The sequence below is a fragment of the Coleofasciculus sp. FACHB-1120 genome (assembly GCF_014698845.1).
Classification (GTDB): Bacteria; Cyanobacteriota; Cyanobacteriia; order Cyanobacteriales; family FACHB-T130; genus FACHB-T130.
The window spans coordinates 1-11,652 of record NZ_JACJTV010000062.1 but is presented as its reverse complement, the minus strand read 5'-3'; the positions used below and the strand labels follow the sequence as shown (position 1 = coordinate 11,652).

Annotated in this window: 10 protein-coding genes and 1 pseudogene; 3 read left to right on the top strand and 8 right to left on the bottom strand. The window is 47.9% G+C overall.

Annotation, left to right across the window (positions count from 1 at the left end):
- Nucleotides 1–182: pseudogene (locus H6H02_RS26935) on the top strand (IS630 family transposase); the annotation flags it as partial.
- A gap of 271 nt (nt 183–453) precedes the next feature.
- On the opposite strand, the gene H6H02_RS26070 reads toward H6H02_RS26935, so the two are convergent.
- Entirely contained in the window at nt 454–762 is a 309-nt protein-coding gene (locus tag H6H02_RS26070) for a ribbon-helix-helix protein, CopG family (RefSeq protein ID WP_190823270.1), read from the bottom strand.
- Complete coding sequence (locus H6H02_RS26065; protein ID WP_190823268.1) at nt 759–1,397, bottom strand: ParA family protein; 639 nt, start codon at nt 1,395–1,397, stop codon at nt 759–761. The genes H6H02_RS26070 and H6H02_RS26065 overlap by 4 nt, the downstream gene beginning before the upstream one ends.
- Nucleotides 1,398–1,480: 83 nt before the next feature.
- On the opposite strand from H6H02_RS26065, the gene H6H02_RS26060 reads away from it, so the two are divergent.
- Entirely contained in the window at nt 1,481–1,708 is a 228-nt protein-coding gene (locus tag H6H02_RS26060; RefSeq protein WP_190823266.1) for a hypothetical protein, read from the top strand.
- A 255-nt stretch (nt 1,709–1,963) separates the two neighbouring features.
- A complete protein-coding gene (locus H6H02_RS26055) occupies nt 1,964–3,433 on the top strand; it encodes a HEAT repeat domain-containing protein (RefSeq protein WP_190823264.1) in 1,470 nt (489 codons plus the stop codon).
- Between the two features lie 549 nt (nt 3,434–3,982).
- Here the strand turns inward: H6H02_RS26055 and H6H02_RS26050 are convergent.
- The 6 genes from H6H02_RS26050 to H6H02_RS26025 form a co-directional block, all read right to left on the bottom strand.
- On the bottom strand, nt 3,983–6,340 hold the full coding sequence (locus H6H02_RS26050) for a response regulator (RefSeq protein ID WP_190823262.1): 2,358 nt from the start codon (nt 6,338–6,340) through the stop codon (nt 3,983–3,985).
- The gene (locus H6H02_RS26045; protein ID WP_190823260.1) at nt 6,333–8,516 is read right to left on the bottom strand and encodes an ATP-binding protein; all 2,184 of its coding nucleotides are present in this window, start codon (nt 8,514–8,516) and stop codon (nt 6,333–6,335) included. The genes H6H02_RS26050 and H6H02_RS26045 overlap by 8 nt, the downstream gene beginning before the upstream one ends.
- A 61-nt stretch (nt 8,517–8,577) precedes the next feature.
- Nucleotides 8,578–9,585 (bottom strand): SpoIIE family protein phosphatase, encoded by a 1,008-nt coding sequence (locus H6H02_RS26040; RefSeq protein ID WP_190823272.1) that lies wholly within the window; start codon nt 9,583–9,585, stop codon nt 8,578–8,580.
- A gap of 7 nt (nt 9,586–9,592) precedes the next feature.
- Complete coding sequence (locus H6H02_RS26035) at nt 9,593–9,991, bottom strand: anti-sigma regulatory factor (protein WP_190823258.1); 399 nt, start codon at nt 9,989–9,991, stop codon at nt 9,593–9,595.
- Nucleotides 9,978–10,373, bottom strand: a complete 396-nt coding sequence (locus H6H02_RS26030; RefSeq protein WP_190823256.1) for an STAS domain-containing protein — start codon at nt 10,371–10,373, stop codon at nt 9,978–9,980. Before H6H02_RS26030 ends, H6H02_RS26035 begins: the two co-directional genes overlap by 14 nt.
- A gap of 7 nt (nt 10,374–10,380) precedes the next feature.
- Nucleotides 10,381–11,247 carry an STAS domain-containing protein gene (locus tag H6H02_RS26025; protein ID WP_190823254.1) on the bottom strand — a complete coding sequence of 289 codons (867 nt, stop codon included), beginning with the start codon at nt 11,245–11,247 and terminating at the stop codon, nt 10,381–10,383.
- Between the last annotated feature and the right edge of the window lie 405 nt (nt 11,248–11,652).

The window sequence follows — 11,652 nt, the reverse complement described above, 5'->3', positions numbered from 1 at the left end:
TCAATCCGATTGAGCGGTTGTGGTCAGAAATCAAAAAAGCGCTCAAGTGGGAGCTGTTTACTAATCTCGATGAGTTAAGGTTTGGAGTAAAAAAAGCTCTACAGGATCTAAACCAAACCATTATTGCATCTGTTACAGGATGGAAATTTATCATCGAGGCGCTAGTCTTAGCAGGGATTTAGAAGTCTAAACTTATTTGTGTCAAACTCAAACCCAATTGGTATAACCCTCTTTCATCAGTCTCGGATAAATTGATGATTTTTCGCAGATACAGCCCACCAAGATTCTAGTAGGCTGTCAAGATTGAATTGATGGGTAAAGACACTTGAGCTTAACACGAGCATCAGCAGTAGTAGAGTACAAACTTTTCCAAGAGGCTCTGAAGCTAGCAGATACTATCGTCCTAGAGCTGCCGGAAAATTTCAGCAAAATTTTAAATGATTATTTTTACTGTTAATTTTGCAGTAATTTTGCCACTTCCCGAATCAGTGCGCGTAGCAGTTTAGCTTTGGTCTGCCCAGTGTACTCAGCTAACTCTGATAGCTGCTCGTAGGTTTCTGGGTCAAGGTCAAGCGTGATTCGGGTTTTTGAGGGAACTTGCTTCTTCAGCTTCTCCAGCAGGTTTTCTTCTTCCTGCGTCGGAGCCGTCTTCTTCCCCTTTGCCTTTTGTTTGCTGGCAGGTTCAGCCTGTGGTTCCAAGTTACCTAATGCAAATTGAGCAACCAAGTCAGTTAGAGAATGTCGGGGTTTATTCTTGCTCACTTCGCCAACCTCAGAATCTCTGTAAATAGCCGCTGGTAATCTGACGCTGCATCTTCAGTCCCTTTTAGTCCCCATACGGTTGTGTTCTGCAAGAAGGCATCTGCGATCGCTTGCCGCTGATAGATAACTTGCTTGAATGCCTTGACTCCTTCCAGTTGCTTTAGCAGCTCTTGGGCTTCCTTCAACAGCTTGGTATTCTTCACTCCTCGATTAATGAAGATGCCGGATAGCGGCAATCCACCTCGTGCATTCTGGATTTGGCGTACCATCCTGACAGCCGATGCGGCTGAAACTAAATCCAGCCCAGATGGAGTAATCGGAATGACTGCAAGTTTTGCAGTCAGAAGTGTACACCGGGTTGCCTCTCCCAAATTCCCAGCATTGTCCACTACCAAATAATCCACAGTCTTTTCCAGCTTGGGAATTTCTTCAGCCAACTCATCTGGATCGGTCATGCGATAGATAGGCACCTCTGTATCCATCGAATGCAGCCAGGTGGAGGTACTGCTCTGCCCGTCTGCGTCAATGACTGCGACCTTGCACTTTTTGATGGCAGATAACCAATAGGCGAAATGGGTAAGAGTCGTTGATTTTCCGACTCCACCCTTTAAATTACTAAAGCAGATGGTGGTCATTATTACTGCATTTTATTACTGAATTAATTTACTGTATTTTAATTCAAAAATAGCCGATAGCTTAGTAGTTCTGACATCCTTTGATGCGGTTAGGCAGTAAAACCCATCGTGGGAGATGGGAGAAAAGTAGCAACTGGTACTTTGAGGCGATCGCTAGTTGGCAGCGTGCAATAATTGCGGCAGCAAGTTCCAATTGGCACTTATTTTTAAAGGCGATCGCTACTCACGTCCCAATATCAGTTCCTCAGCATGGGAACGGTTGGAATAAAATCAATCAGCTCAACCATCCATCAAACGCTCCTACCATCTAGCATAGAGGGCGAGGGCTTTATTATCTGTACAGTGCCCAATAAAATGACGTCGAGACAATTTTGTGTCGCTGAGCAAAACCTTCCCTATTGCAGGATTACAGAGAAAGTTTGCTCAGTGATCTAGCATTTGACTATCAGCATTGCCAAGCTAGATTGAGCCGAAAAAGCAAGCCGGATTTAGCTTTTCCTCTTGAACGACACTAATATATCTCCACGTAAAATAAAAAGTCCCTGTACACTTGGAGTTGACTCCCAATGACTCGCTCGGAGCAGACAACGCTTCAACTGCTAGAAGCTCTTAATAGTGAGAACCCCAAAAAGCTAAGCAGTTCAGTCCGAGCTTTAGCGAAAATTGGCTCACAGACGGCAGTGAACGGGCTTCTTAGCGCACTGAATCATTCTGATGATAGGGTTAGCGGCTGGGCGGCTTGGGCATTGGGACAAATTGCTACAGAGTCGGTCGTAGCCTATCTGATAGATATCCTAAACCAGAAAAGTCCCCAGGAGAGGAAGTGGGCGGCTTCGGCTCTGGGACAAATTCACACGTTTGCCGCAACTCAAGGGCTGCTTTTTGCACTCAACGATGAAGACTCTGATGTTCGTGTCTGGGCGGCTTCTGCCTTAGGGAAAATTCGTGATGAGGCGGCTGTAGCTAGGTTGCTCATCGTACTCAACGAAGATGGAGATGCGTCTGTGCGTAGTCGAGCCGCTTCTGCTTTAGGAAAAATTCGCGCTGAGGCGGCTTGTTCCGGGTTGCTCTTGGCGCTTCACGACCCAGACTCTCTCGTTCGTAGTCGAGCCGCTTTAGCACTAGGGAAAATCGGTGCCAAGACAGCGGTAGAGCCATTACTCTCAGCCCTTAGCGATCTAAACTCTCATGTACGTTGGAGTGCGACCAAGGCGCTAGAGCTTATTGGCAGTGAAAAAGCTGTATCGGGGCTACTACGAGTGCTTAAAAACGACCCAGAACCTTTTGTCCGCAGTCGAGCCGCTTCTGCATTAGGGCACATTGGCTCAGTTGTAGCAAAAGCTGAATTGAGAATAGCACTCAACGATCCAGACTCCTTTGTTCGTGAGCGGGTTATTGAAGTATTGAAGCAAATTGACACTAGAGACTCTTTGGCTTTTCGGCTGACACAAGTGGTTGATTTTGCGTCAAAACAAGAGAAAGAAAAAATAACACCTAGTAGCACTATTGTGCTTGACCCCCGACTCGATAAACTTCCAACAATCTTTATCACCAATCGTATTGAAGCAAGCCAACGAATTCTTGGACAAACCACAGAACCATTCATTCAACACATAATCTCCATTTGCGATCCGAGTGAACCCTCCCCGCCCGGTTATACGCAAGTGTCCCACCGACTCAGGCTAGAGTTTGATGACATCACTACACCTGTTAATGACCCTGAAGATGTCCTGGCTGCACCTGCGGATATTCTCCAAGTCATCGACTTCACTCAGGCGATAAGAACGTGCGGTGGGGATGTTCTCATCCATTGCTTTGCTGGGGTCAGCCGCTCAACCGCTATCGCCCTGATAGTTTATGCTGTGCTACTTGGGGTTGGAAAAGAAGAGTCAGCCTTGGCTTATGTACTAAAAGCCAGACCCCAAGCTGTACCTAACCCTTGGATTGTCGAATTGGCGGATGAAGCTTTGGGGCGAAACGGCAAGTTACTACAAGTCGTCCAAACCCATGAAGATTCATTGTTGAATAATCACTGACTCTGAAATGAAGCTCACACTCAAATCTTTGAGTACCAGGCGGCGAGCGTCATTCTCACCACCCTCTAGCTGATAAATCCTGGTTGATGGATGGCTGCTGCCTCGTTCGCCAATAGTAACCCTTTGATAGTGACAGCGTGAGTTGCTGGTGAGCATCCAATCAAGGTAACTGCTACACATATACATCCCAAGCTTTTCAGCCTTAGCGACCAGAATTTTAGGAGTTACGCACTGACAAAAGAGTGGAGATGTGGGTTAAACGTCAGTCATTTCTGCTCACGGGACTTAGACATTTTATAGCTTCTTTAGGGGCTGAAAACCTCTCTGAGCAAGGAAAAGAGGTTGATGACCAAAAAAGGTCTGAAACCCTTGTGAACACTGGATTTATGCTCTTTTAAGCTAAAAGTCTTTCTCTGTCTAGGTTTTAAGCCATTTTTTTAGCAGTTTTCGTCTAAGTCCCGCTACGCCCTTTTTTTCAGATTTTTACCAGCTTTGCAACCCACTTCTTGAGAATGCTGCAAGATGTCAGTTACAACGAATTGCACGACTTCACACTTCATGGATTTCTGTTCGTCCAGCAAGACTCGCTACTACAGTCGCTAATTCTGCTGGTTCCACAGGTTTAGAGATGTGCATTTGAAATCCGGCAGCGATCGCTCGCATCCTATCCTCTGCTCTAGCGTATGCTGTTAGCGCTACAGCGGGAATCCGTCCTCCTTGTTCTGCTGAAAGTGCCCGCACTTTCCGGATCAAAGTATAGCCATCCTCTTCAGGCATCCCGATATCGCTCAATAGAATATCTGGTTTAAGAAGTTTAATGACTTCAAGTGCTGAATGGGCGGATGCAACAGCACGCACAGAGGCTCCACACTGTTCCAGTACCGTCGTGAGAAACACACGAGAATCAACCTCATCGTCTACAACGAGTACTTGTAAGCCATCTAGGGACTGTGGATTATCAAACGGGACTCCTCCCGCAACGGTTGGGTGAATTTGCTCTTCCTGACTGGTTTCCAAGCGGACAGGCATAAGTGGAAGCTTTACGACAAATGCTGCTCCTTGCCCCTCTCCTTGACTTTCTGCGCGAACTGTGCCGCCGTGCAACTCTACCAAGTGGCGCACAATTGCTAGACCCAGACCCAGTCCGCTATATGACCGGGTAATTGAGCTATCAGCTTGACGAAAGCGATCAAAGACATAGGGTACAAAGTCAGAGCGAATGCCAAGGCCTGTATCAGTTACTGTGATTTCCACATGAGAGTTCACTCGTTCGAGGCGAACCTGAACTCGCCCATCTTTAGGTGTGAACTTGATCGCATTAGATAACAGATTCCAGATTATTTGCTGCAAGCGGTCTGAGTCTCCGGCAACAGGACCTGCTGACGGATCGAGTACGCTTTGGAGTCGAATTGCCTTAGCGTCAGCCGCTGGACGGGCGGTATCAACCGCTGCCTCAACAACCAAAGCCAGCTCAACTGGGCGGACATTCAGGCGTAACTTACCCTGAATGATGCGGGAAACATCCAGCAAATCCTCCACCAGCTGAGCTTGTGCCTTAGCACTGCGCTCAATTGTCTCCATCGCCCGCGCAGTCGTCGCCTCGTCAAATTTACGAGTATTGAGTAGTTGAACCCATCCCAACATTGCGTTGAGGGGCGATCGCAGTTCGTGGGAGAGAGTCGCCAAAAACTCGTCCTTCATCCGGTTTGCTGACTCCGCTGCGGCGCGTGCCTCCTGTTCCGAGGCAAGTAGCTGGTTGCGTTCGTCTTCAGCTCGCTTCCGTTCGGTGAAGTCGCGCATGATTTTGGAAAAGCCTCGTAGTTGCCCAGTCTCATCTCGTAAGGGCGTTATGATGCCACTTGCCCAGAAACGGGTACCGTCCTTACGCACGTGCCAGCGTTCATCCTCCGCACGACCTTCTGTTACTGCCGTTTCCAGTTCTTGCTTGTCTGCACCACGTTCAATGTCTTCAGGTGTATAGATAATTGAAACAGATTGACCCAGTATCTCGGCTTCCTGATAGCCTAAGATGCGTTCTGCTCCAACACCCCAACGAATAGCACGCCCCTCTGTGTCGAGAAAGAAAATTGCATAGTCTTCCAGATTCTCCAACAACAGGCGGAACCGTTCCTCACTTGCTCCCAGAGCTTCTGATGCCCACTTGCGCTCTGTGATGTCAGCTACGATATAAACTGCACCTGTAAAAATTCCACCTTCGTTGAACACGGGATCTGTAGTAACAGAAAACCATCGCTCACCACATCGTAGCTCCACGTTGTCTCGACGACGAGTTTCCTGGACACAAGTCAAAGAAGTTACAGCAATGCAGCCCAGCGTATCTTCCATCAGCTGCTGATAAAAGCAACCATTAATCTCGCTGAATGGTTTTTTCCAAAGGTTTGTCATGGTGCTGTTACATCGCAGAACTCTTCCAGAACTGTCAAGTAAACAAACACCATCGCTCATGGCATCGAATGTCGTTTGCCACTCCTTCGCCATTGCCAGCGCCGCTTCTTCAGCCTCTCGGATGCGGAGCAAAGCTTTCACCGTTGCAAGCAACTCTATTGGCTCTACTGGCTGGGCTAAGTAGCCATCTGCACCACTCTCTAACCCTTGTGCCTTATCCTTACTTTCAACAAAACTAGCAGATAGATGCAGCACGGGAATCGAGGAAGTGCTGGGATTTGCCTTGAGTCGGTGGCAAACCTCAAACCCATTGATGCCAGGAAGCTGCACGTCAAGGATAATTAAGTCAGGCGGTTGGTGTGCAACCAATTGCAGAGCCGTTTCGCCGGTTGCGGCCTCTTTAACCTCAAATCCTGCTTTCCGAAGCATCCGACTAATGACATAGCGGTTGGCTTCGTTGTCGTCTACGTGCAAGATAGTGACAAGAGTGGGATCAGACATGTTCTTCCTCTCCAGGCTCCAGAACTAGCCCAGCGGAAAGAAGTGCTTCTCGGACAAGAGCGATCGCAACTTCACGCGATGGATTGTCTTTTGAGAGAATCGCTACTGTGCTTTCAACCAGTATCGAGCGCTCCTCTGGTTCAAGAAGCTTTGAAGTATTAATAATTACCGGAATATTTTTAGTAGCTGGATCGGCTTTCAACTGTTCCAAAACCTCAAACCCGCTCATATCTGGCATAACTAAGTCGAGAAAAATACAAGAAGGATTTTCTAAGTGGGCATGACGAATGCCTTCGCCCCCTGAAGTTGCCTCAATTATCTTAAAATCAAAGTGATTTTCACGGGTGGTAGCACCCGTACAAGCGGCTAAAGATTGCTTGAGTAGATAGTGGGATACTGGGTCATCGTCAATAATCAAAACCTTTTGTAAATGCTCTTGCTTGACTAACATATTAAGTTTTTCGAGAAGCGATAACCGTTCCACTGGTTTAACAAAGAAGGCATCTGCACCTAAAGCACGAGCTTTCTTCTCGTTGTCAATAACGGTGATAACGACGACGGGAATATCTCGTGTTAAAGAGTTGGCTTTCATCTCAGAAAGGAAATCCCAGGTGTTTTGATCTTCAAGCAAGATATCTAATAGCACAGCTCGTGGCTTAAACATTTGAAATGCTTGTTTGACTTGCTTGAGCGATCGCGCTGGGATCATCTGATAACTCGACCCCGCAAAATACTTCTCGTAAATAAACAGTGTCTCTTGGTTATCTTCTACAACTAATATCGGATCGCGAGTCGCATCTAACTGCAAGGGAACATCCATTTCATCTGCCTCCTCGATATCACCCCCGTAAACGAGTGGTATAGTGGCAAAAAACGTGGAACCAAGCCCGTGTGAGCTTTTGATGGAGACACTGCCTCCGAGCAACTCGGCTAACTTCCGCGAAAGCGGCAGTCCTAGACCTGTTCCTTTAACCCGCTTTTGAAGGTGAGAATTTACCTGAATAAATTCCTCAAAGATTCGCTCAATATCCTCAGGTGCAATTCCGATACCTGTATCAGTTACAGAGAAGACGACGGTATTTTTATCCAGTTCAGCTCTGACGCGAACTTCACCTTTTTCGGTATATTTCAAGGCATTAGAAATAAAATTTCTCAAAATTTGGGCAACCTTGCCCTCATCAGTGCGAAGTGTGGGAAAGCCAACAGGTTTTTCAAAAACCAGAGAAATTGAAGAATTCTCACTAAGAAGTGGGCGAAGCATTCCTCTGAGTGTAGCGAATAGCTCGCTAACTTCAAACTCATTCGGATGAACCACAATTTTTCCCGCCTCGACCTTTGCCAAGTCTAAAAGGTCGTTTACTAGCTCCGAAAGACCTTCAGCTGACTGGCGGATAAATGTCACTTGCTTTTCTTGATCGGCTGTCAATTCACCATCCATCCGATCTAGCAACAGCCTGGAGAGAGACATAATTGAGTTAAGCGGCGTGCGAAACTCATGGCTCATATTGGAGAGAAAACGAGTTTTGAGTTCATTCGCTCGCTGTAAAGAAACTGCTTTTTCATCTAACTCGGCATATAATGCCACAACACCGCGATTGGTATCCTCTAGCTCGCGATTGACTTGGGCTAGTTCGGCTTGACGCTTTTCGAGTTCCGCTAGAGTGCGAAGCAGTTCTTGGTTTTGCTGCTGAATTTCCTCAAATGGATTTTGAGACCCTCTCATTACCAACTCATCAGCGATTTGCCCCAAGCGCTTTGCGGTCAAGCTTGGTGCCCGCTTTGGCAAGGTTTTTTCCATCAGCACCTCTGTTCCGTGCTTTGGCGTTGACGCAATGTGAAACCGATCCATCAGCCGCTTGGTGCCAATGATGCCTAAGCCCATTCCGGTTTCTGATTTATACTGTCCATCCAGAATGGTTTTCAGATTGGCGATGCCCGATCCTTGGTCACGAACGCATATCAGCAAGCTATGAGACAATTCGCCTTCCACCTGAAATTCAACTTTTCCCCCACCGGCATATTGGAAGGCGTTGCGAGCAATTTCAGAGACAGCAGTGGCAATGCGGGTCTGATCCTGAGATTCAAACCCCAAAGCTTGAGCAATCTGCCGTGCCCGTTGACGGGTCATAACGACATCTTGCTCGTAACGGATTTCTACAGTGAGGAGATTGGTCATTAGTCAATTGCGAATAGAAGCATTGCTAATTGTTCATTGTTGATTAGCGATCCTTTGCCCTTCAGCCTGCTTCGCGAGCAACCAGCACAGTTACGTCATCGCGACCTCGATAGAAATCCCGGTACAAAACTCCAGCGATTAGGCTGGGATGTCTGGTTATGAGACCAGCATAACGATCAAATCGCCACTGCGTACCTAACCCGTCGGAGTGCATCACTAAAAGCCCTCCTTGGGGCCATTGATAGACAAACTCCTGAATTTTGCGAACCTCATGCCCGACAGTCCCATTGTGGGAAACCATACTGTAGCTTCCTGCGGGAGAAAAAACGCTGCCAGCGATATTGCCAACTCCTGCAAAACGAATGGTTTGTCGTTCAAAGTCCACTTCTGCGATCGCTAAAGCGGCTCCACGAGTACTCCGCAGAACTGCGTGAGCGGCTTCAATAATCTCTTTGGGGCTTTTGCGGACATTCTCTCGAAATATCTGAACGGCTTCTAAGGACGCCTGGGCGGCTAGAGGCCCGTGACCCAAACCATCAGTGACTAACAGCAGACTGCGACCGGGCTGTTGGTCGGTTACCCACCCATCCCCCGACACCTCCTCCCCTGCCATCGGCAGGCATACCACGCCAATCTCTAGATTGTTGTTCGATTGCTTTGCCGGTATTGGGCTAGCCCAGAGGCGGCTTAATAAAGCTGTACCCACATTGGGAGCAGAATGAATCTCAAAAAAAGCAGAAAGGCGGCTAACTGCCCCCAAACCATTTCCAGGAGTCCCTGCTGTAGAAAAACCATCGCGCAGACACTCTTGGAGATTGCTGATTCCTGGCCCTTTGTCTAAGGCGAGGATTTCCATCCCCGTGATGTCGTTTTTGGTTAAAGGCTGTAGCAGCAGCAGACCGTCCTTAGCGTGCCGAACCAGGTTAGTTGCAACTTCAGTTACGACAATCCCAACCTGCCCCCGCTCAGTTTCGTTGAAACCGAGACGAGTTGCGATCGCGATCGCGATCCGTCGCGCTTCGCCAACCTGACTAGACTCTAAGATCGGCAGAGCAACGGGAGCGTTCATCATTAACTCACTTCCACTTTGTAATCGTGATCTTTGTGCCCTCTCCGACACGGGAAACGATATTGAATTCGTTCACGAGCCGCTTTGCCCCACTTAAACCCATACCCAGCCCGCCTCCGGTTGTGAAGCCATCTTTTAGTGCCAGATCAATATCCGGAATTCCTGGCCCAGTGTCTTCAAAAGTCAGTCGCAGACCCCGATGGATTCCCTCCTCTAGAGCTTCCAGTTTCACAGTCCCACCACCGCCATAGTCTAACGTGTTGCGTGCCAGCTCACTTGCCGCTGTCACGACTTTTGTCTGGTCAACCAGGCCAAAACCCAGCCCTAGGGCAAACTGACGCACGGCTTGCCGTACTAGCACAACGTCTGCGGATGACTGGATGCTCATGGTTTCAGACCTCTGCATGACCATCTATGCTATCCCTAACAGAAGCCTCGAAGGATTTATGCAGGAGCGCCATTCCTTTCTCAACATTTAAGGCTGTGCGAATGCCGGTTAAGGAAAGTCCCAACTCTACCAAAGTGATCGCTACTGCTGGCTGCATCCCGACAACGACTGTTTCCGCATCCAGTACTCGCGACATCTTGGCAATATTTCCCAATATCCGCCCAATAAAAGAATCCACAATCTCCAGTGCTGAAATATCTATCAGTACACCACGGGCACTGGTTCGGTTAATGCGGTCGGTCAGGTCGTCTTGCAAAGCCATCGCTAGGCGATCGTGCATATCAACCTGAATCGTCACTAGAAGGAATTCGCCCATTTGTAATATGGGTATACGTTCCATAAAACTCCTAAGTGCGGGTTTGGGGGCGAGAGATCGCGGCTCCAGTTCGCTTCAGCGCTAAAGCAAATGCATCGGATAGGGAAGCCTTGGTGATCACATCCGCTAGATCCACGCCCAAGTAGACGATCGTTTGAGCAATCTGGGGACGGATTCCGCTCAGGATGCAATCAGCGCCCATTAGACGAGCCGCTGTAACCGTCTTGAGTAAGTGCTGCGCTGTCAGAGTATCGACGGTTGGCACTCCCGTAATATCAATAATGGCTACTTCCGAACCCGTCTCTACAATTTTCTGCAAGAGGGACTCCATCATCACTTGGGTGCGGGCGCTATCGAGGGTGCCAATGATGGGTAGGGCTAAAATGCCATCCCACAGTTTCACGACTGGCGTTGAGAGTTCCATCAGCTCCTCTTGCTGGCGCAAAATCACTTCCTCGCGGGCTTTCTGATAGGACTCAGTTGTCCAGAGACCAAGCTTGTCGATGAGAGTCGTAACCGCCCAAATCTCTTCCAGAAGGCTTTCACCATCCTGTGCCAGTTCTAAGCGCAAGCGGCTGAACAAAGGTTGCTTCAAGGAGAAAATAAATATTGCGGTTTCGGATGGGGTAAAGCCTTTCTGACTGCGCGATCGCGAAATCGAGCCAAGCATCTCGCGCACGCTACGCCACTCAGCCGATTTAATGTCGATGAAGTTACCCTGCTGGACAGCCGCCGAGAACAAGTCTAGAAATTCTCTGCACTCTTCACGCAGCTCTATCTCCTTAATCAGGTCTTTGCGGATACCAGCAGCTATTTGCTCAGAGATCCAGTCTGTCAGTAGTTGGGCTTGATCGGTTTGAAGAATCTTTGGAATCTTACTTTTGCCGCTCAAGTTCATATAACGGCTCCTTGTTTTAGCCTGAATTTGGCAAATTATTGTACAAGTTAACTATATTAGGCTTTCCAGTTTACTAGCTCTGTAGAGCCATTCAACAGCTTTCCTAGCGAGAATCTCTAAATATACTCTTTTTTGGTTAAATTTATGGTTAAAAAATGTACTTGACTAACTAGGCAGTATGAGGTAGTTCGTTAAAAGCTGATTGACCAACATTATTATTAAAGATAAGGTGCGACAAAATAAGTAAGTAGCTGGGACTAATTAAATATAAGATGGGATAGGTTCTCTAAACGGAGTTTTCCATTATTTATGCCAGCTCCGATTCGGATTATCTTAAGCGAAGCAGAGGACTCGATGTTGAGCGAGTTGCGAGTTGCCCAAACAGTGCCGCAACGCACTCGTGAC